An 18739-nucleotide genomic window follows, 5' to 3' on the forward strand; every position below is an offset into this window, starting at 1 on the left:
ATGGCGCTGCCCGATGATGCGGTCGAACGGCTGAGACGGGCGGCAGAGCTTTGGGATGCGGTTCCGATGGCTGTGCGACTGCGTCTGGTCGGACGTTTCAGGCGTCTTCTGCAGCGTAGATGGCGGATGCTGCCGGATCTGTTTCCAAAACGTCCGGCTGTGGAGACGCTGACGGTTGAACTGCTGCCTTTACTGGCAGCATGTCGGTTTCTTGAACGGAATGCCGAAAAAGTTCTGCGTGAGCGCAAGGCCGGCATGTGGGGCCGGCCTCTGTGGCTGCCAGGGGTCACGTCACGTGTGGAGCGGCGGCCTTTCGGAGCGGTTCTGATTTTGGCGCCGGGGAATTATCCGCTGATGCTGCCCGGGATCCAGCTTCTGCAGGCTCTGGTGACCGGAAATGCGGTGGCCCTGAAGCCGGCTCCGGGTGGCGAGGCGGCAACTCGCTTGCTGGCGGATCTGCTGGTGCAGGCGGGCTTTCCGTCTGCGTTGTGCAATGTTCTACCGACGGGTTCAGGGGCAGAGGCAGTGGCTGCGGGCTTTGATCTGATCGTGCTTACCGGATCGGCGCAGACGGGGCGGAGTGTTCTTCAGGAGGCGGCAAAGACGCTGACCCCCACGATCATGGAGCTTTCAGGGGTGGACCCGGTGTTTGTGCTGCCGGGAGCGGATCTGGAGCACGTGGCTCGCCGGCTTGTCTATGGTGCCCGTCTGAACAACGGTGCGACGTGCATCGCGCCGCACCGGGTTTTCGTCCATCACGAGGATAAGGCGGCGCTTCTGGCGTTGCTGCGATTCATGCTGGTGAAAAAACCGGCTCTGTCATGTGACAACGTCGGCCGTGCGCGGCTTGCGGCACTGGTAGGACAGATTGAGGCTGCGGGTGGTCGTGCGGAGACGGTCGGGGATGTGACCATATTCACGCAGGTGGAAGGGCTGCATGCCCTGCTCGATACTGACATTTTCATGCCCTGGCTGGCGCTGACGGGTGGAGGGTTCGAAAAACCCCCTGGTATTGAGGTCTGCTCTGTGATTCCATTTCCCCTTAGTTGATTGGGGATGATGAAAGATGAAGCAGCCGGGTTTCTTTGATGTTGAAGAACGGCTTGCCCGCTTGAGCGGGCTTGGTGATCAGCTCGAAGCATTTTCCCGGACTGTGGATTTTGAAGTCTTCCGCCCTGATCTGGAGCTGGCTCTGGCGTATTCTGACGGAAGTAAAGGCGGACGACCGCCATTTGATCCGGTGCTGATGTTCAAAATTCTGGTGATCCAGACGCTCAACAATTTGTCTGATGAGCGGACGGAATATCTGATCAACGATCGCCTCTCCTTTATGCGTTTCCTTGGTCTGGGACTTTCGGATCGGGTGCCGGATGCCAAAACGGTCTGGCTGTTCCGCGAGCGTCTGACCCAGGCGGGTGCGATCGAAGGGCTGTTCAACCGCTTTGATGCGACCCTGCGCAACGCCGGGTATTTACCGATGTCAGGCCAGATCCTGGATGCCACACTGGTAGCTGCTCCAAAGCAGCGGAACACCAACGCAGAGAAAGCCGATCTTCGGGAAGGACGTATTCCTGAAGACTGGCAGGACAAACCCGCAAAGCTGTCGCACAAGGATCGTCATGCGCGCTGGACACTGAAGTTCACGAAGGCGAAGCGGCAGGATGATGGAACCATGCCCTCCAGCGATCTCGCCATCCCGTTCTTTGGCTATAAATCGCATGTTTCCATCGATCGGAAATACCGGTTCATCCGGAAATGGAAGACGACGGATGCCGCCGCCAGTGATGGCGCGCGATTGAGAGAGGGGCTGCTGGATAAAACCAATACGGCCTCAACGGTCTGGGCTGACACGGCCTATCGTTCAAAAGCGAATGAGGACTTCATGGAGGAGCAGGGCTTTGTCTCGAAGGTTCACAGGAAAAAGCCGCATCTCAAGCCTATGCCCAGGCATATCCAGAAATCCAACGCCGGAAAGTCCGTTATCCGGTCGCGTGTCGAGCATGTCTTTGCTGATCAGAAATCACAGACCGGGCTGTTCGTCCGAACCGTCGGCATAACGCGGGCCACCATGAGGATCGGGTTGGCCAATATCGTCTATAATATGCGCCGCTTCCTCTTCCTGGAGCGGATCAGCGCGAATGCATAGCAATCCAGCGGGGGGCAGCACTCAATCTGCTCAAAACGCAGATCGAAAACGAACCCAAAAGTAGTCAATCAAATCGCCAAAAACCTGAAATCACCAGCCAAGCGTATCAATCAAGGGTTCTTCGATCCCTCCACCTGGCGCTCAAACTGGCGATGTTGATCGGGGCGGACATCTGGGGGTGAGCCTCAGTGCATCCGACCGCCCGGACCGAACGCGAAGTCCGGCACGGGAGGCGGGTTACCGTCGAACAGCGCCCGCCAAGAGACGTTAGAGAACGGCGCCAGCGGCGGCCGCAGGATCGGCGGTGTGCGTTCAGTCTTCGGGTTCAGAGCGCGCTGACGTGCAGCTTTCCACTTGGAGCGGAGATCCTTCGGGACCTGGCGTTCCATGGCGGCAGAGAGCGCAACCGTTGAGACGCCCAGCCTTTCGGCGATGGCGGAAGCGGTTTCTTCTCGCTCCATCATTTCGAGCAGGGTCGGCATCAAAGGCGTCCAGTCGATACGGGCACGAGAAGATGCATCGCCTGTGGAGCTGTCATTTGGCGACAGACCGTTCAGGCCATAACGGCGGATCGTGGCACCAAGGGCATTTTCTGCCACGCCAAAATGGTCCGCGAGCTGGGCGCGGGTTTTGCCTTCGCGGATCAGGCGTTCCAGCTCGGGAAGGCGCGGCTTCCACTTGAAGCTTTCAGCCATCACGCAACCCTCCCGGCAAAATGCGCCCGGACGAACGCGGCGAAGGACAGGGTGCGGAAGGCAATAGAAGCGAAATCAACCATCATCCCGGACTCCCTTCGCGGAAGTATCGGACGTAGCGTCATTGCGGGGATCGGCGGCAACCGAGTCCCCGCTTTCACCATCTGCCACTACAGAGGATGAACTGGAATGAGTGAAAACCTGACCCGCGAGGGACTGATCTGGAACGTCTTTATCGCCTTCGCCCAGATCGACGGAAAATCCAGCGGAACGAGCTTCCATGGCTGCGATGCCGATCGAGCTTACATTGCTTCGACGCTTAAAGAGGCTGCCCAAGCGGTCGATGCCGCAATAAAGCCCGAGAAGAAACCACTTCCCAGCTTTGCCAAAGCCCCTCAGAGCGCGCCGAATAGGAGTACGGACTGGCCCGGAGGTTAACCAGTAGTCCAGCGCGGCAGCTGCTTCGAGAGTGCTTCCCATGCCGCTGTCTCGCACCTGCGGGACTGAGACAGCGGCCTTCAGTGCCGCAATCCGCGTTTTTTCAGACATGTGCTGGCTCCTTTGCGCGCTTCGGACGGGTGGGGAGGGGCCTTTTCATGAAATCGCGGACGCGCTCCTCGGTCCGGACCAGAAGGGAACCACCTTTGCGCAGCCGAGAGACGAAATAGGTGTCTCCAGCGGCCATGCGCCCGAACGTCGTCTCCGCGATCCCACGGCGATGGACGTAATCCTCAATCTCTCGGATGAGTTTGGTATGATTGCTCATGAAGCGGATGATCTTGTGATACGTCACACCACGTCAAGCACTAGGTGTGATGTGTCGCACCTTTTCGACCGCAAGCCTGTTGTGGGATAGTTCACACTATGGAAAGGCACCCCTCAGCAGCCATTATCGAGCAGATGATGAAGGCGCAGAACACGAACCCCAAGCGCCTCGCGAAGGAGGCTGGGGTAGGGCCCACCTATGTACGAGATATTATCGAGGGCCGGTCTCTTGATCCCAAGACTGGGAAACTGACGCAAATCGCGACGGCGCTTGGATGCAAACTTGATGACCTTCTAGGCAAAGGGGCATCCGTCACCCCGATCCATACCACCCAGATCGAAGTCCGCGGCGACGTACAGGCAGGTGTCTGGCGTGAGGCTATCGAATGGCCGGCCGTGGACTGGTACGCAATCACCGTGCCGATCGACACAGCTTACCAGGGCTTCCACCGCTACGGCTTGAAGGTCTGCGGCCAGTCCATGAACAAGGTCTTCCCGGAAGGCTCCGTGGTCGTGGTCATCAATTTCGGTGATCTCGGACGGTTGCCTAAAACAGGTGACTTCGTGGTTGCGGTTCAGCGGTGCAGCAAGACGGACCAGTACGAAGCTACGGTGAAGGCCGTGCAGATCAGGGATGATGGAACGGTGATCCTCTGGCCGCAGAGCTGGGACCCGGCATTTCAGACACCCGTCGTCCTACCGCCTCAGGATGGTCACGATCATGCAGGCGTACCGGAGGTGGCAATCCAGGCGCTAGTTGTGGGGAGCTATCAGGCGAACCCAAAGGCATCGTTCTCGTGAACCGGGGCGTTAAGAAGTGAACTTGGGAGTGAAGATCAACGAGTTGGTTGCCAAATGGCGCGTAGCCAAACACTCAGCAATCAGATTTGCAAATTGCAGGAATTGAGCGTGCCATACGGCGGAGAGGTGGGCCCACGACTCCAAGGAGGCTTGCGGCTCAACCATAACATGCAATATATTGCATGTTATGGTCGTAATTTTGAGGAGGCCAGATTTGATCGAGCCGAAGTGGATCCACCGCTCAAGCGGGGCTACTGGCGCCATATATGGGTAACGCGCGAATTTTCAGAAAAATTTGAGCAGGAATTAACTCGTCTGAGCGTAGGTGATCCCGACAGCGTGCCGCCGATTGAGCAGATTTGGGCAAGAATTCGGTTTTTCTCTGACGGCAGGAAAATGGTCTATCCTTATGATCTACGCAACTTGCGACCTATTGGAGAGGGTATATGGGAACTGAAAACATTGGATGTAAGATTGTTTGGGTGGTTCCCTTTTAAGGACTGCTTTGTCATTCACGCGATGGCTGATGCAAATGTTCTGCATGATGAAAAAAATTCTGACTTGTGGAAGCCCTACGTTGATCTTGTCTCTGCCTATATCAGGGAACTTGGCATACCTGCATTGAATCCTATTCTTGGAGCGGAAACCCAAAATGTCCTTTCGAATCGTCCTCAATAAGTTCGAGATGGCTCAAGCAGGGCTATTCGAAGAATTGCAGGCAGCTCTATCTGAAACATTTGAACAAGAGGCGTTTCGGAAAGGGCTTACTCAAGAAAAAATGGCTGCCGACCTTGATGTCGATCCATCGACTATTAGTAAATGGATGAGGTTACAAGGGAACCCTACACTCAAAACCGTAGCAAAACTCTATGCCGCTATGAATAGAGAGCCTTGGTCTAACCTAAAAACACCAGAACCGGATAATTTTGTTGTAATTGATGCTGAATCAAATGTGATTCAAAATCATACCAACAACCTTATGTTCATTTGCCAGGCTGCTGACCAGAGCAATATTGCAAATATTGTGCCAAGAAAAAATAATGCTGAATCAGATAGAGTTTGAAAATGACGCGTGAAAATTATGGTGTCATAGAAATGCATGTTCTGATGTGTGAGCAAGCACGTCGGGAGATGAAAGGCACAATGAATTTAATTGGCGTATTCAGTGGAGAAGTCGCCGCACGAAATCCCTCGCTTCCTGTTGTAATATCTTTGTGGATCAATTACCGCTTAAAACCTAATTGGCGTGGTATATTATATCTCCGTCTTCTAGATGGGGAAGAAGTTATTGCAGAAGACGAAGCAGATTTTTCTGACTTACCATATGATGTTGGCGAACTTGATTTGCCGCCGATAAAAGTTCTTCCAGTACCCGCCCGTCAGTTGAAATTTCAATATAAGACCAACGAACCAGAATTCTCTGAATGGAGGACTGCGAAACGTATTGGGCTGACTGTTTCCGAAAATACCTAATCAACGGTTGATTCGGAAGAAAACCTCTTCTTTGATTATGTTTTCTCCGATTATCAATAATTGCCTCTCAATAAAAGACGGCTATGGCCTTCGTTTGAGCTGCCTGCGGTCAGCCACCAGCACCCGTGCCAAGTCCTCCCGGACCACCGCAGCCCAATCCATATCCGCCACCGGACGAGGGGCCTCCACCCATGCAGGAGCCGCCCCGGCCAGTGAGCTAAGAGACACCCGGCTCCGGCCGGGTTTCTTTTTGTTTGAACGGGTATGATGTATCATATTTAATGCTTGACGAGGTGTGATGCATCATACATAGTCTCCACACACCGCACGAAGCGGCGAGGGAGAAACGCTCGTGACAGAGATCACACTTTTCCGATTTGAAGATTTTGATGTGGTGGCTGCGCTGCTCGATGGAGAGCCGCAGTTTGCCGCATCGCAGGTCGCCGCTGCTCTGGGGTACGCCGATACCGATCAGGCAGTCCGCAAACACTGCAAAGCCGCAAAGACCTACCCCGTCGAAATGACGGGTCAGGTCCGAAACGTGAAGATGATCCCGGAGCGTGACGTTTATCGTCTGATCCTTCGCTCCAAAAAGCCATCAGCCGAAGCCTTTGAGGAAAAGGTGGTAGGAGAAATCCTTCCGCGTATCCGCAAGACGGGCAGCTACAACGCGGCCCCGGCCATCGACCTGAGCGACCCGGCTTTCCTCCGCCAGACGCTTCTCGGATACACCGAGAAGGTGATTGCGCTTGAGGCGGAGAGGGCGATCCTCGCTCCAAAGGCAGAAGGCTTCGACCGCTTCGCCAACTCGACCGGCCGCACGATCCTGCGGGAAGTCGGAAAGGCGCTCCACATTGGCTCCAAGCGCGGTATTGAGCTGCTGCGGGAGAAGAAGTGGACGTTCCGTGCACCGAACGGCAAGTGGCACGCATATTCCGCGAAAGTCGATGCTGGTCTGCTGGATGTGAAGTACGTCACCTACACGAACAGCGCAGGCGAAGAGATCAGCACGCAGCAGGTCTATGTCACGCCGAAAGGCATGGCTCGGCTGGCTCTTGAGATGGGGCAGAACTGATGTGCCATCCTGACAATTTCTCACAGAGTGCGCGCGACAATGCATCGCCTCTGCTGAATGACTTCGGATTTCCGCTTGTCCGGACCATCAATTTCGAGAAGTGGATAGCTTCATATCCCGGCCCAATGGGTACAGTCCGCAAGCTACACGAGACGCCCAACTTTGCCATCTTCGAAGAACAGACCGGCCTCGGCATCTACAACAAGATGTCTGATGGCCAGATCCGCGCCGGACAGGTGGCCCGTCATAGCGAAAGCGACGACCGTGCACTGGAATGGTGCAAGCGTTGGGTCGCTCAGTTCGAGGCGGCGGCGTGATGTCCTCAGCTCTCGAAAAAGCCATCAGCGATATGCACGCGGCCCGCAACTTCATGATGCGCCCGGACGTCGCAGAAGCCCTCAAGCACCTGAACTCCGATGAAGTATTCGACGTGAAGTTCAGACTGGGGCGCTCGGCAATCAATCTCCGGCACGAGATCAGCGCAAGAACCCTCGAAACCGTCTGACCGGTAAATAAACCTAGGAATTTCTGAAATGCGTGAAACAGCAAACGCCCGAACTGTGTCCAAAGCTCATGTCCCGTATCTGGAAATGAAGCGTCGCCAGTTCCGTAAGGCCGCTTGTGTAAGCCTGAATGCCGCAGGCCGGGCCGATATGGCAGGCGACCAGGCAGAGCATGACCTGCATTGGCAGCGCTATCTCGATGCCGCGAACATCGCGCTCGACGTGGACCGGCAGATCAAAGGCCAGACCGTTGCCAGACTGTCCCGGATCGTAGCGCGCGTTCTGCGCAACCCCACCATCATTGCAGGAAAGGCTTGAGGCCATGAACGCAGTTACGACCACGCAGGGGCATGCACCTGCAATCCAGATCAACAGCTTCAGCGAACTGATGCGCTTTGCCGAAATCGCGGCTGGGAGCGGCATGGTCCCGAAGGATTATATAGGAAAGCCGTCCGCTATTCTGATCGCGGTTCAGATGGGGTCTGAGCTTGGCCTGGCGCCGATGCAGTCCATGCAGAATATCGCCGTCATCAATGGCCGTCCGAGCGTCTGGGGCGATGCTCTTCTTGGTCTCGTAAAGGCATCTCCGGTCTGCGACGACGTGGTGGAGACGATGGAGGGCGAGGGGGACCGTATGACGGCCATCTGTGTCGCCAAACGCAAGGGCAAGTCCCCGGTTGAAGCCCGGTTCAGTGTGCAGGATGCGAAAGATGCGGCCCTGTGGACTAAACAGGGACCGTGGAAGCAGTACCCGAAGCGTATGCTCCAGATGCGCGCCCGTGGCTTCGCTCTTCGTGATGCCTTCCCGGACGTGCTGCGCGGCCTGATCACGGCTGAGGAAGCTGGAGACATTCCGCAGGACGATTTCCGCAAGAGCGTTTCCAATCAGGGGCCGGTCGATGTCACGCCCAAACGCCAGCAGATCCAAGAGGATCCTCCAGTAGACCATTTGGCAGTCATCAAGGCGTGGGTGATGCATGCACAAAGCACGGACAACATTCTTGCCGTTGAAGAAAAGTGGAAGAGGCGTGTCAGCAAACTTAGTGAGCAAGGCACCCCAATACCTTCCGATGTGCAGGAGGCAGCGAAAGATCTGATTGCAGATCGTTATGGTGTTCTGGTCGAACAAGAGCGCCAGCAGGCCGACGCCAACGCAGAAGTCCCGGCCGAGGAGATGCCGGCATGAGCATCCTCTTCTTTGATACGGAGACAAATGGTATCGCAAAGCCCGGACTTCCGACCGGCCATGAGGATCAGCCGCACTGCGTGCAGCTCGCGGCCATCCTGACAGACGACCACGGACAGGAGGAGGCGTGCGTGAACGTCATCATCCGTCCGGATGGCTGGACGGTGCCGGACGGTGCCGCAGCCGTCCACGGCATCACGACGGAGAAGGCCGCGCGCTACGGCATCCGGGAGCAGGTGGCATCGGTCCTGTTCTATGACCTGACGAGCCGCGCCGACCTGTTGGTAGCGCACAACATTCAGTTTGACCGGCAGATCGTGGCGACGATGTATGCCCGCGCTAAGCGTGCAGAGTGGAAGCTGCCGGAAGCGCAGTTCTGCACGATGGAGGCCGCAGCGCCTCTGGTGAACCTGCCGCCGACGCCCCGCATGCGTGCGGCCGGGATCATCAAGCCCAAAGCGCCGAAGCTCGAAGAGTGCATCCAGCACTTCTACGGCGAAACGCTTGAGGGCGCGCATGACGCCCTGGTCGATGTCCGGGCATGCGCTCGGATCTACTTCGAGATGAAGCGCATGGGAGAGGCAGCATGACCAACCCCCGCGAGATCAATGAGGACCTGAGCGACGTGATTGCGCGCTCTCTCCTGCTGGACCGGATCGAGCGCGCGGCATCGGTGCCGTGCCTTGCCGACCTCCGCCACGACGACAACGAAATCCGCCGCGAGTGCGGCTTGCTGAATGCTGAGAAGTGGAGTGCGTGATGAGTGAGATGAAACCGGCCGCTTGGATGAATGGACGTTATCTTTCATTCCATCCCCCAATTAATGGGTCGCCCCTCTACACAGCCGAACAGCTTGCCGAGGCTGTGGCGGCGGAGAGGGAGCGGTGCGTGAAAGCCTGTGAGGGAGAGCGCTTGGAAGATGTGGCTTCTGACCCGACTGATATTTCATATGCCGTCGCAGTCGAGTGTTGCATCCATGCCGTCCGGAGCGCCACGAAATGAGCCACGATTACGACGATACCGACGCCATGCTGAACGAAATGATGGCCCGAGGACGTGAAGTGCAGAGCAGTGCGTTCCGGTCGCGGGATGCGCAGATCAGGGCAATAGCAAACGACTGGATCGACACAGGAATGGGGCGCGATATTGCCTATGAATGGGCATCTGAAGTCGTACATGAAGCCGAAGCCCGAGGCGCAGCGGAACAGCGCCGGAAGGATGCGGAAGGGCAGGAGCCGGTCGGATACGTCAGCCATGGCGGCTTGGAGTATCTAGCTTCAGGAAAAGGGATGCGTGTCCAGAACCTGTACGGATATCCTGATAACACATGGCCTGTTCCCCTCTACACTCGCCCCGCTAACGTCGCCGCGCTGGAGGCGAGGGTGAAGGAGTTGGAAGGTGAGCGGGACGCGCTTAAAAAGCAGATACAGGCAATGAACCCCGGTAGCGCCCGGCCTGTCATTCATTCCCCGACACGCTTCATGGATGACAGCCGCGCCGCCCTCACACGCGAGGGAGGGGTGTGATGGACAAGAATGTCATGGACGCCGCTACACGGGCCATCCGCATCCAGATCGCGGACGAACAGCGAGGCATCGTGCTGGCTCAGGAGCGCATCAATGCTCTCACAAAGGCAGAAATTAGAGTTGAGCAAGCCATAGCCGAGTTTGAAAAAGCGCAGGCACGCAAGCCCGCAGGAGACCCGGCATGAGCGGGCGGACGGATACGGAGCGGCTGGAGATTGGTGTAAATGCCATGATTTCGGCCCAAAAATGGCGTGACCCCCGATGGGGAGACAGTGCAATCGGAGGCTTCCAATACGAGCGCGATGGCAAGCCGTGGTTTGTAATCAGAGATCATGAGGCGGAGTGTGAGCAGCAAGACACCGTGATCTTGTTGGGTACATTCTGCGAAGATGAGTTCAATCGAGAATTCCCGCGTGCTGTCAATCGCCGCCTATTGAGAAAAGCCCTTGCAGCCATGGACGCGGAGGAACGGGGATGAGTGCAGAAGTCAGAACCGCCGTAGCAAGCGACATGAGATCAGCGCTTCGAGACGCAGGCTTGCAGGTCAATTATCCAGACGGCGAATACTACGTGGACAAGTGGTTCGATCCCGATCTTGAGCATGCAGAGCGGGTGATTGTTGAGCTGGACCGTATGGGGTGGACGATAGCGCGGAAGGGAGGGGGTGATGAGTGAAACGCTGGAGCGCTACCTCACTATCCAAGAGGTAGCAGATAGGACTGGCCAACATCCGGAAACAGTACGCCGCGCAATCCGGGCCGGACGTCTGGCAGCCTACCGCATTCCGAAGAATACCCGCGTCACCGAAGAAGCCTTTCAGGATTACATCAGGAGTTACCATTGCCCCGCGCACGGAACGACAAGCCGCACCTCGAACTGCGACGCGGGAAATGGTGTATCGTCTGGTGGGAAGAAGGAAAGCGGAAGCGACTTTCGACAGGCACTGAGGACGAGAAGAGCGCTCGCCAGGCGCTAGCTGACTTCGAGGGGGAGCTTGAAAAGGCTCCCCTCAAAATGACCTTTGCCGACTGCCTGAAACGCTATGTGGATAGCAGGCGCGGCAAGGTATCAGCGCTCAAGCGGCTGGAAGAGGCGGTCATACCCCTGCATGAGAGTCTGGGCCATCTTCGTGTCGACCAGATCAACCAGCGAGAATGGGACCGGTATGCTGCGACGCGCTTTAAGAAGAAGGGCGGCAAGGTTACAGCTGATCTTGTCTCGCCTGGCACACTACGGCGCGAGTTCAATGTCCTGCGCGCCAGCCTGCGCCGTGCATGGAAGGATGAATTTCTTGTGCGGCCGCCAGAGATTGAGCCACCACGAGACAGCGCACCACGAGACCAATTCCTGACAAAGGACGAAGCTAAGAGGCTACTCGACGCCTGTGAGACACCGCACGTTCGGACCTTCATGGCCATTGCCATTTACACCGGTGCGCGGAAGGGATCGATCCTCGCTCTGACATGGGATCGCGTTCACTGGCAGACGGGGCTGATCGACTTTCAGGAGCCAGGCCGCGCACTGACTGGCAAGCGCCGTGCCATCGTTCCCATGACCAAGGCGTTGCGGAAGGAGATGGAAGAGGCGTTCAAGTTAAGCAATGGCGACTATGTGGTCCATTGGCACGGCAAGCCGATTCCCAATGGGTTGCGATGGTCTTTCAACAAGGCTTGCGAGCGTGCCGGACTGACATGGCGCCCAACGCCCCATCACCTGAAGCATAGCGTTGCGTCTTGGTTTGCCATGGACAAGGTGCCGATTGATCAAGCAGCGGACTGGCTGGCCACAGATCCGGACACGTTGCGGCGGGTTTATCGCAAATTCGACCCGTCATATCTGCGCTCAATCGCAGATGACTTTTCCCTGTAGTGGTCCATCTGGACCAGAACGCGCACTGTGGGTAATTCAGTTTTTGGCGGTTTTCCTTGGCGTCCCATAGGGGATTCGAACCCCTGTTGCCGCCGTGAGAGGGCGGTGTCCTAGGCCTCTAGACGAATGGGACGAGGCGAGGGGCTTGATAGTCGGCCCCTCGCGTCTTGGCAAGTCTTATTTAGGAAGTTTTTTGTGTCAGCAGGGGCCCAAGAGCCGCGCCACCAAAAAGGTGGACGTGGAAATGGGGGACTTCCTGCCCGGAATTGGGGCCGGAATTGCTGATGAGACGGAAGCCTTCGCGCGTGAGGCCCTGTTCTTCGGCAATTTTCGAGACAGCACGCCAGAAACCCGTGATTTCGTCAGGAGAGGCGGTTGCGCCGAAATCGGCGATGGAGGCGTATGGCCCCTTGGGAATGACCAGAACATGGATCGGGGCCTGCGGGGCAATGTCGTGAAAGGCGAGCGCGAAGTCGTCTTCATAAACGGTGCGGGCCGGGATTTCCTTGCGCAGGATGCGAGCGAAGATGTTGCCGGGATCGTAGGTCATGGTCTGCTTCCTCTTCAGCCGAGCTTTTCCTTGGGGCGAGCCGCCTTTTCGGCAATGCCACTCGTGCCTTCACGGCGCTTGAGTTCCGTCCAGACGTCTTCGGGAGAGACGCCGGCGTCCACCCACATGACGATCAGGTGGTACAGCACGTCCGCGCTTTCGCCGATGAGTTCCTTGCGGTTACCGTTGACCGCCTCGATCAGGCATTCGACCGCTTCCTCGCCAAATTTCTGGGCGATCTTGTTGCGGCCGCGGGCCATCAGGCGTGCGGAATGGCTGAGGGACGGGTCAGTGCCACGGCGGGACTGGACCGTGTCATAGAGGCGCTGGAGGACCAGTTCCTGCTGAAGGTCGGACTTCTTGTCGTCCTGCTGCTTCGAAGGCTTCGGGGCCGGTTTGGTGGCGGGTTTTCCCATGGTCTTACTCTCCAAGCCTGACCGGCAGTCCGGCCTTGTTCAGCGCGTTCTTGACTTCATCGATACGGAACTGGCCGAAGTGGAACACACTTGCCGCCAGAAGGCCACTTGCGCCGACTTCTGCGCCTTCCACGAAATGCTGCAGTTCACCCACGCCACCCGAAGCGACAACCGGAACAGTCACTGCGCCGCAGACGGCACGAAGCAGATCCAGATCGAAACCTGCACGCGTGCCGTCGCGGTCCATGCTGGTCAGCAGGATTTCGCCGGCTCCCAGATCCTGCATTTTCTTTGCCCACTCCACAACGTCCAGACCCGTAGGTTCGCGACCGCCCTTGGCATAGACTTCCCAGCCGCCCTTGCCGTTGGAGCGGGCATCAATGGCGACAACGATGCACTGGCTGCCAAAGCGCTCGGACGCTTCGCGGATCAGGGCGGGGTTTTTGATAGCAGCGGAATTGACGGCGCATTTGTCCGCCCCCGCCAGAAGCAGGCGGCGCATGTCTTCGCAGGTGCGCACGCCACCGCCGACGGTCAGGGGCAGGCAGATAGCTTCGGCCGTACGGCGGACGACGTCGAGGATGGTATCGCGGTTTTCGACGCTGGCAGTGATGTCGAGGAAGGTGAGTTCATCGGCACCGGCAGCGTCGTAAAGCTTGGCCTGCTCGACCGGATCACCCGCATCGCGCAGGGAGACGAAATTCACCCCTTTGACGACGCGGCCGTCCTTGACGTCCAGACAGGGGATGACGCGGAGTTTCAGCATGAGCCGAGGACGTCCAGGGCGTCTTTGAGCTTGATACGGCCATCATACAGGGCACGGCCGACAATCGCACCGGAAATGCCCGGAACGTCGCGGGCGACATCGTGCAGGGCCTTGAGATGCTCCAGACTGCCGACGCCACCACTGGCGATGACAGGAATGGAGAGACGACGGGCCATGTCCGCGGTCTGTTCAAGGTCCAGTCCGGCCAGCATGCCGTCCCGCGTGATTTCGGTAAAGATCACGGCCGCAACACCGGCATCTTCCATGCGCAGGGCGAGATCGTTGGCTTCCAGTTCGGACACTTCGGCCCAACCTTCGGTAGCGACACGCCCCTGTCGGGCGTCGATGCCGGCGACAATCCGGCCCGGGAAAGCGCGGGCGGCCTGACGGACCAGTTCGGGGTCCTTGACGGCCACAGAGCCCAGGATGACACGTGAGACGCCGGCTTCGAGCCAGCGTTCAATGGCGGCCATGTCCCGGATGCCACCACCGAGCTGCACGGGCAGGTTCGTGGCTTTCACGATGGATTCAATCGCCGGAATGTTGGTGGAACGACCGGCGAACGCACCGTTCAGATCCACGACATGCAGGTGTCGGCAGCCGGCTTCCGCGAACAGCTTGGCCTGTGCGCCGGGATCGTCGGAATAATGGGTGGCGTCTTCCATTTCTCCACGACGCAGACGGACACAGGCGCCATCCTTGAGATCGATGGCCGGGTAGAGCGTCAGGCCGTGAGCCGGGGCGGGTGTATCGGTCATTGTGTCTGAAGCCGCGCTGCTGGTGTCGGGCATGGCGATGCTGGACTGCCAGCGGGCGGCCTCGTTCTCGTTTGCCAGAAGTTTCGAGAGAAAAAGTCCGCGCACCGTCTGCCCTCCGATCCGTGCATAATAGGGATGGGTCCCCCAGTGTTCGAAACCGAACGACCGGAACAGCCCGATAGCGGCGACATGCGTTTCGCGGATGTCGCAGTTTACAACCTTGCAGCCAATGGCCTTCGCGCCCTTGAGCATGGCTTCCAGCAGCGCGCGTCCCAGACCGCGGCCGCGGGCATAGGGGGCAACAAAGAAGCCTGTCAGATTGGCGGTCGCGGCATGGGCTTCATAACTTGAAGGCGGACGGACGAGCTGGCCCGCACCGCAGATTACGCCGTTCTCACGCACGAGGTAAAAGCTGCGCTCCGGCACCAGCAGCAGGCCTTCGAAATAACGGGCCAAAGCCTGATGGCCGGGCGGCTGGAGCCAGCCAAAGCCGCCGCCGTCCAGAATACCGGCAGACGTGGCCTCGATCAGCGCGTCCAGATCTTCGGGCGAGAGCGGCGAGACAACGCGTTCACAGGTGATGGTCATGAGGTCCACCGCAGGAAATTGCCGAGGATCGTCAGACCGACATCCTGGCTCTTTTCGACGTGGAACTGCGTGCCGCAGCGGTTGCCGCGCGCGACGATGGCCGGAACCTGCGTGCCATACTGCGCGGTTGCGACCAGATCGCTGTCCACACCGTCATGCAGGGCATAGGAATGGACGAAATAGCCGTGATTGCCGGGCGTGAGGCCATCCGTTAGCAGATGCGCGCCGGGCGTGAAGTCAAGCGTATTCCAGCCCATGTGTGGCAGGCGCAGACCGGCATTTGCGGCCTCGTCCATGCGGCGGATATTGCCGGAAATCCAGCCCAGTCCCTCGGTGCGGCCATGTTCGAGGCCGTATTCGCACATGAGCTGCATCCCGACGCAGATGCCGAGGAACGGCGTGCCATTGGCGGTCGCGGTTTCGAGCATGTTGCGCAGTTCGGGGCCAAGACCCTGTGCGCAGTCGGCAAAAGCGCCCTGTCCGGGAAGGATCAGGCGGTCTGCGTTCAGGATGTCGGTCGCGTCGCGCGAGATGACGACGTCGGCCTCGATCCCTTTGCGGATTGCGGCCTTGCGGGCTGCCTGTGCGGCCGAGGCGAGATTTCCGCCATTGTAGTCAATTACGACGACGCGCATGGAAACTCCGGAGATGTGCTGCCGTAAGGGGCGGCGTAGTGCTGCTGGTCCATCCAGCGCAGGAGGGCGATGTCCCGGCTGGGGGCTGCGATCGGCGTGCCGGTTACGCGGCCGTTCAGACGCTGTTCCCACAGGCGGATCTCAGCCGTGAAGCTGGCGAGTACGGCATGGATGGCCACGATCAGGTCCAGCCGGGACCAGAAGCCCATGAAAACATGCAGCGTGATCATGGTGGCGGCTGCGGCCAGCAGGGCGGAAATCCATGCGCCGTAGGTCAGAAGGCCAAACCAGCCGAAGAACAGGACGCGCCATGAAAATCCGTCCTGCACCATGACAGGCATCTGCGGTCCGGCGGCGTCCGGTTTCGTGCAGGGAATGTAGAGCTTCACAGCACGCCTTTGGTGGAGGGAATGGCGCCAGCCGAGCGGGGATCGTGCGAAACAGCGACCTTGAGGGCGCGGGCAACGGCCTTGAAGCCGCTTTCCGCGATGTGGTGGGCATTGGTGCCCGCCTTGCAGGTCAGGTGCAGGGCGATATGGGCGGACATGGCGAAGGCCCGGAAGAACTCTTCGAACAGTTCCGTGTCCATCGTGCCGATCTTTTCGCGCGGGAAGACGACGTTCCAGGCCAGGTAGGGGCGGCCCGAAATATCAACGACCGCCTCGCACAGGGCTTCGTCCAGCGGCACGAGGGCATGGCCGAAACGCTCGATGCCGCGCTTGTCGCCGATGGCCTGACGGAAGGCCTGCCCGAAGACGATGCCGACATCCTCGACGGTATGATGGTCGTCGATATGCAGGTCGCCCTTGGCTTTCAGCTCAAGGTCAAAGCCACCATGCTTGGCCAGTGCCGTCAGCATGTGGTCGAAGAAACCGATGCCGCTGTCCACGTCGGAGCGGCCTTGGCCGTCGAGTGTGAGGGCAAGAGTGATGTCGGTTTCGCTGGTGGCGCGATGCAGGCGGGCGTGGCGGCTTTCGTTCATGTTCTTCCTGCTACACCAGCATGAGGCGGATTTCCACGCTCTCCGTGGAGGCTAAGGCGTAAAACCCCATTATGGGCGTCTTCTTTGTCCGAACCGTCCTCGCGGATTGAGGGGCAACCAAGGCTCACTGTGCCTTGATCGGAAGGACTCTGGAAATTGCCCTTGGCGGGGCGAGGAGATCGGGCCATATTTCTTCATTATGGCACATCATCATTCCCCCCTCGACGTCCTTCTCTCCCGCGCCTCGACGGACCATCTCGTCGAGCCTCCGCCGAAGGGGGATGAACTGCGAACCATTCTGTCCGCTGGCCTGCGTGCGCCGGATCACGGGAAGATGCGGCCCTGGCGCTATACGGTCATCAAGGGCAAGCACCGTGAGGCCTTTGCCGATCTCGTGGTGGAAGCCATGGGCCGGCAGGAGCCCGATGCTCCTGCGGCGAAGAAGACCAAGCGGCATCATCGCTTTGCCAACATGCCGATGATTATCGCACTCGGCATGCATCTGCAGCCGGAAGGCAAGATCCCCGTCATCGAGCAGGAAATGGCCGTGGCAGCGGGAGCAATGAACGTCCTGAATGCGCTCCATGCGACCGGATTCGGCGGGATGTGGGTAACGGGTCCGTTCTGTGAGGATCGCGCATTGCTTGAGGCGCTGGGTCTGCCCGAGCCGCACCGTCTGGCCGGTTTCCTGTTTGTAGGCACACCGGCAAAGCATTCGGATGAGCGCAAGCGCCCCGACATCGACGATTACATGGCCATCTGGAAGGGAGACGCCATCAAGTTCCCTGCAGATGCCGGCTGATCCGATGCGTTACGACGTCATTGTTGCCGGTGGCGGCCCGGTTGGTCTTGCCTGTGCCATTTCGCTTGGGCGTGACGGACGCAGGGTCTGCGTTGTCGAGCGGTCGCCAGTGGATGTGCTGGCCGATCCACCCTTTGACGGCCGGGAAATCGCACTGACGCATCATGCGTCGGAATGGCTCAAGGCGATCGGCGCCTGGGACGAAATTCCCTCCGGCAGCATCTGTCCGATGTACACGGCCCGCATTGAAACAGGAAAGACCGGCAGTCCGCCTCTTCTGTTCGATGCCCCGTCCGATGGGCCTGATGCGCTGGGACACATGGTCGCAAACCATCTGATCCGCCGTGCCCTGTATCGTGTTGCTGCCCGGACGCCGGGCGTGGATATCCGGGCCGGAGAAGCCATTGCCAGTTCGTGGCATGATACCCGCTCTGCGGGTGTGGTACTGGCCAATGGTGAGCGCATCGAGGCTGATCTGCTGGTTGCCGCCGATGGGCGTTTCTCACGCCTGCGGGCCGAAGCCGGAATTGGCGCGATCGTTCATGATTTCCAGCGCAACATCATGGTCTGCCGGATGCGGCATCCGGAATCCCATGCAAATACCGCGCTCCAGTGGTTCGACGAGGGGCAGACGATTGCCCTCCTGCCTGTTGCTCCCGATGAACGTCCGGGATCGTGCTCTTCGCTCGTTCTGACGCTGGAGCCGGATGAAATCGCGCGTCTCAAGGCGCTGGATGGCAAAGCGTTCAGTGAAGACATTACGGCCCGCACGCAGGGACGGATGGGACAGATGACGCTTGAGAGCGCACGCTGCGTCTATCCGCTCAAGGCGGTCTATGCGCATCGCTTTCAGGCACCACGACTGGCGCTGATCGGCGATGCTGCCGTGGGGATGCATCCGATCACGGCGCATGGGTTCAATCTGGGCCTCAAGGGACAGGAAACCTTGGCGCGGGCGATTGCAGACGGACCGGGGGATGCGGGTGATCCGTCCGTCCTGGCGCGTTTCGAGCGGACACATCGTCGGGCGACCGCACCGCTCTTTGCAGCAACCAATGCGATTGCAACGGTTTATACCCGTGATGAGCCACCGTTCCTGATGGCACGGCGGGCCGGACTGGCTGTTGCCAACCGTCTTCTGCCATTCAAGGCGGCGGTGACGAACATGCTGATGGATCGCCACGGCTGACGCATCCGGCTGCG

Annotated in this window: 30 protein-coding genes, 1 tRNA gene and 1 pseudogene; 21 read left to right on the forward strand and 11 right to left on the reverse strand. The window is 58.8% G+C overall.

Going from position 1 to position 18739, the window contains the following annotated elements; translation table 11 throughout:
- A complete protein-coding gene (locus ACJ2A4_RS11410) occupies positions 1 to 1050 on the forward strand; it encodes an aldehyde dehydrogenase family protein (protein WP_408872909.1) in 1050 nt (349 codons plus the stop codon).
- 16 nt (positions 1051 to 1066) lie between these two features.
- Entirely contained in the window at positions 1067 to 2146 is a 1080-nt protein-coding gene (locus ACJ2A4_RS11415; protein ID WP_408872354.1) for an IS5 family transposase, read from the forward strand.
- Positions 2147 to 2331: 185 nt separating this feature from the next.
- Here ACJ2A4_RS11415 and ACJ2A4_RS11420 read toward each other — a convergent pair whose 3' ends face one another.
- The 3 genes from ACJ2A4_RS11420 to ACJ2A4_RS11430 form a co-directional block, all read right to left on the reverse strand.
- Positions 2332 to 2841 carry a hypothetical protein gene (locus ACJ2A4_RS11420; protein ID WP_408872910.1) on the reverse strand — a complete coding sequence of 170 codons (510 nt, stop codon included), beginning with the start codon at positions 2839 to 2841 and terminating at the stop codon, positions 2332 to 2334.
- 75 nt (positions 2842 to 2916) lie between these two features.
- Positions 2917 to 3390: a hypothetical protein gene (locus tag ACJ2A4_RS11425; protein ID WP_408872911.1), complete on the reverse strand. Its 474-nt coding sequence runs from the start codon at positions 3388 to 3390 to the stop codon at positions 2917 to 2919.
- On the reverse strand, positions 3383 to 3607 hold the full coding sequence (locus ACJ2A4_RS11430) for a hypothetical protein (RefSeq protein ID WP_408872912.1): 225 nt from the start codon (positions 3605 to 3607) through the stop codon (positions 3383 to 3385). The genes ACJ2A4_RS11425 and ACJ2A4_RS11430 overlap by 8 nt, the downstream gene beginning before the upstream one ends.
- 98 nt (positions 3608 to 3705) lie before the next feature.
- Between ACJ2A4_RS11430 and ACJ2A4_RS11435 the strand changes: the two genes are divergently transcribed.
- The 17 genes and pseudogenes from ACJ2A4_RS11435 (at position 3706) to ACJ2A4_RS11515 (ending at position 12039) form a co-directional block, all read left to right on the forward strand.
- Complete coding sequence (locus ACJ2A4_RS11435; protein ID WP_408872913.1) at positions 3706 to 4407, forward strand: LexA family protein; 702 nt, start codon at positions 3706 to 3708, stop codon at positions 4405 to 4407.
- Positions 4408 to 4461: 54 nt separating this feature from the next.
- Complete coding sequence (locus ACJ2A4_RS11440; RefSeq protein ID WP_408872914.1) at positions 4462 to 5085, forward strand: hypothetical protein; 624 nt, start codon at positions 4462 to 4464, stop codon at positions 5083 to 5085.
- Positions 5060 to 5470, forward strand: coding sequence for a multiprotein-bridging factor 1 family protein (locus tag ACJ2A4_RS11445; RefSeq protein ID WP_408872915.1), 411 nt, complete (start codon positions 5060 to 5062; stop codon positions 5468 to 5470). The genes ACJ2A4_RS11440 and ACJ2A4_RS11445 overlap by 26 nt, the downstream gene beginning before the upstream one ends.
- Before the next feature lie 2 nt (positions 5471 to 5472).
- Positions 5473 to 5880 (forward strand): hypothetical protein, encoded by a 408-nt coding sequence (locus ACJ2A4_RS11450; RefSeq protein WP_408872916.1) that lies wholly within the window; start codon positions 5473 to 5475, stop codon positions 5878 to 5880.
- 352 nt (positions 5881 to 6232) lie between these two features.
- Positions 6233 to 6955 carry a phage antirepressor gene (locus tag ACJ2A4_RS11455; RefSeq protein WP_408872917.1) on the forward strand — a complete coding sequence of 241 codons (723 nt, stop codon included), beginning with the start codon at positions 6233 to 6235 and terminating at the stop codon, positions 6953 to 6955.
- Positions 6955 to 7272, forward strand: a complete 318-nt coding sequence (locus ACJ2A4_RS11460; RefSeq protein ID WP_408872918.1) for a hypothetical protein — start codon at positions 6955 to 6957, stop codon at positions 7270 to 7272. Before ACJ2A4_RS11455 ends, ACJ2A4_RS11460 begins: the two co-directional genes overlap by 1 nt.
- Positions 7272 to 7460, forward strand: a complete 189-nt coding sequence (locus ACJ2A4_RS11465) for a hypothetical protein (RefSeq protein ID WP_408872919.1) — start codon at positions 7272 to 7274, stop codon at positions 7458 to 7460. Before ACJ2A4_RS11460 ends, ACJ2A4_RS11465 begins: the two co-directional genes overlap by 1 nt.
- Positions 7461 to 7488: 28 nt before the next feature.
- Complete coding sequence (locus tag ACJ2A4_RS11470; RefSeq protein WP_408872920.1) at positions 7489 to 7776, forward strand: hypothetical protein; 288 nt, start codon at positions 7489 to 7491, stop codon at positions 7774 to 7776.
- A 4-nt stretch (positions 7777 to 7780) separates the two neighbouring features.
- Entirely contained in the window at positions 7781 to 8644 is an 864-nt protein-coding gene (locus tag ACJ2A4_RS11475; protein ID WP_408872921.1) for a recombinase RecT, read from the forward strand.
- A complete protein-coding gene (locus ACJ2A4_RS11480) occupies positions 8641 to 9234 on the forward strand; it encodes a 3'-5' exonuclease (RefSeq protein WP_408872922.1) in 594 nt (197 codons plus the stop codon). The genes ACJ2A4_RS11475 and ACJ2A4_RS11480 overlap by 4 nt, the downstream gene beginning before the upstream one ends.
- Positions 9231 to 9404, forward strand: a complete 174-nt coding sequence (locus tag ACJ2A4_RS11485; protein WP_408872923.1) for a hypothetical protein — start codon at positions 9231 to 9233, stop codon at positions 9402 to 9404. Before ACJ2A4_RS11480 ends, ACJ2A4_RS11485 begins: the two co-directional genes overlap by 4 nt.
- 238 nt (positions 9405 to 9642) lie before the next feature.
- Positions 9643 to 10170 carry a hypothetical protein gene (locus tag ACJ2A4_RS11490; protein WP_408872924.1) on the forward strand — a complete coding sequence of 176 codons (528 nt, stop codon included), beginning with the start codon at positions 9643 to 9645 and terminating at the stop codon, positions 10168 to 10170.
- On the forward strand, positions 10170 to 10355 hold the full coding sequence (locus ACJ2A4_RS11495; RefSeq protein ID WP_408872925.1) for a hypothetical protein: 186 nt from the start codon (positions 10170 to 10172) through the stop codon (positions 10353 to 10355). The genes ACJ2A4_RS11490 and ACJ2A4_RS11495 overlap by 1 nt, the downstream gene beginning before the upstream one ends.
- Positions 10352 to 10648 carry a hypothetical protein gene (locus ACJ2A4_RS11500; protein ID WP_408872926.1) on the forward strand — a complete coding sequence of 99 codons (297 nt, stop codon included), beginning with the start codon at positions 10352 to 10354 and terminating at the stop codon, positions 10646 to 10648. The genes ACJ2A4_RS11495 and ACJ2A4_RS11500 overlap by 4 nt, the downstream gene beginning before the upstream one ends.
- Positions 10645 to 10845 carry a hypothetical protein gene (locus ACJ2A4_RS11505; RefSeq protein ID WP_408872927.1) on the forward strand — a complete coding sequence of 67 codons (201 nt, stop codon included), beginning with the start codon at positions 10645 to 10647 and terminating at the stop codon, positions 10843 to 10845. The genes ACJ2A4_RS11500 and ACJ2A4_RS11505 overlap by 4 nt, the downstream gene beginning before the upstream one ends.
- Positions 10838 to 10993, forward strand: a pseudogene (locus ACJ2A4_RS11510) (helix-turn-helix domain-containing protein); the annotation flags it as partial. The gene ACJ2A4_RS11505 and the pseudogene ACJ2A4_RS11510, both read left to right, overlap by 8 nt.
- Before the next feature lie 17 nt (positions 10994 to 11010).
- Positions 11011 to 12039, forward strand: a complete 1029-nt coding sequence (locus ACJ2A4_RS11515) for a tyrosine-type recombinase/integrase (protein ID WP_408872928.1) — start codon at positions 11011 to 11013, stop codon at positions 12037 to 12039.
- 57 nt (positions 12040 to 12096) lie between these two features.
- Here the strand turns inward: ACJ2A4_RS11515 and ACJ2A4_RS11520 are convergent.
- From ACJ2A4_RS11520 to hisB, 8 genes are all read right to left on the reverse strand, one after another.
- Positions 12097 to 12172, reverse strand: a tRNA-Glu gene (locus ACJ2A4_RS11520).
- A gap of 48 nt (positions 12173 to 12220) precedes the next feature.
- A complete protein-coding gene (locus tag ACJ2A4_RS11525; protein ID WP_408872929.1) occupies positions 12221 to 12589 on the reverse strand; it encodes a histidine triad nucleotide-binding protein in 369 nt (122 codons plus the stop codon).
- A gap of 14 nt (positions 12590 to 12603) precedes the next feature.
- Positions 12604 to 13005 (reverse strand): phosphoribosyl-ATP diphosphatase, encoded by a 402-nt coding sequence (locus ACJ2A4_RS11530; protein WP_011252065.1) that lies wholly within the window; start codon positions 13003 to 13005, stop codon positions 12604 to 12606.
- Positions 13006 to 13009: 4 nt separating this feature from the next.
- On the reverse strand, positions 13010 to 13771 hold the full coding sequence (gene hisF, locus ACJ2A4_RS11535) for an imidazole glycerol phosphate synthase subunit HisF (protein WP_408872930.1): 762 nt from the start codon (positions 13769 to 13771) through the stop codon (positions 13010 to 13012).
- Positions 13765 to 15117: a 1-(5-phosphoribosyl)-5-[(5-phosphoribosylamino)methylideneamino]imidazole-4-carboxamide isomerase gene (gene hisA / locus ACJ2A4_RS11540; protein ID WP_408872931.1), complete on the reverse strand. Its 1353-nt coding sequence runs from the start codon at positions 15115 to 15117 to the stop codon at positions 13765 to 13767. Before hisA ends, hisF begins: the two co-directional genes overlap by 7 nt.
- On the reverse strand, positions 15114 to 15752 hold the full coding sequence (gene hisH / locus ACJ2A4_RS11545) for an imidazole glycerol phosphate synthase subunit HisH (protein WP_408872932.1): 639 nt from the start codon (positions 15750 to 15752) through the stop codon (positions 15114 to 15116). Before hisH ends, hisA begins: the two co-directional genes overlap by 4 nt.
- A complete protein-coding gene (locus ACJ2A4_RS11550; RefSeq protein WP_062509785.1) occupies positions 15737 to 16141 on the reverse strand; it encodes a hypothetical protein in 405 nt (134 codons plus the stop codon). The genes hisH and ACJ2A4_RS11550 overlap by 16 nt, the downstream gene beginning before the upstream one ends.
- Complete coding sequence (gene hisB, locus ACJ2A4_RS11555; protein WP_408872933.1) at positions 16138 to 16734, reverse strand: imidazoleglycerol-phosphate dehydratase HisB; 597 nt, start codon at positions 16732 to 16734, stop codon at positions 16138 to 16140. Before hisB ends, ACJ2A4_RS11550 begins: the two co-directional genes overlap by 4 nt.
- A 199-nt stretch (positions 16735 to 16933) precedes the next feature.
- On the opposite strand from hisB, the gene ACJ2A4_RS11560 reads away from it, so the two are divergent.
- Positions 16934 to 17536 carry a nitroreductase gene (locus ACJ2A4_RS11560; protein WP_062509781.1) on the forward strand — a complete coding sequence of 201 codons (603 nt, stop codon included), beginning with the start codon at positions 16934 to 16936 and terminating at the stop codon, positions 17534 to 17536.
- A 4-nt stretch (positions 17537 to 17540) separates the two neighbouring features.
- Positions 17541 to 18725 (forward strand): 5-demethoxyubiquinol-8 5-hydroxylase UbiM, encoded by a 1185-nt coding sequence (gene ubiM, locus ACJ2A4_RS11565; RefSeq protein WP_408872934.1) that lies wholly within the window; start codon positions 17541 to 17543, stop codon positions 18723 to 18725.
- Positions 18726 to 18739 lie beyond the last annotated feature (14 nt).

This window comes from Gluconobacter roseus, assembly GCF_046058915.1.
GTDB lineage: Bacteria > Pseudomonadota > Alphaproteobacteria > Acetobacterales > Acetobacteraceae > Gluconobacter > Gluconobacter roseus_A.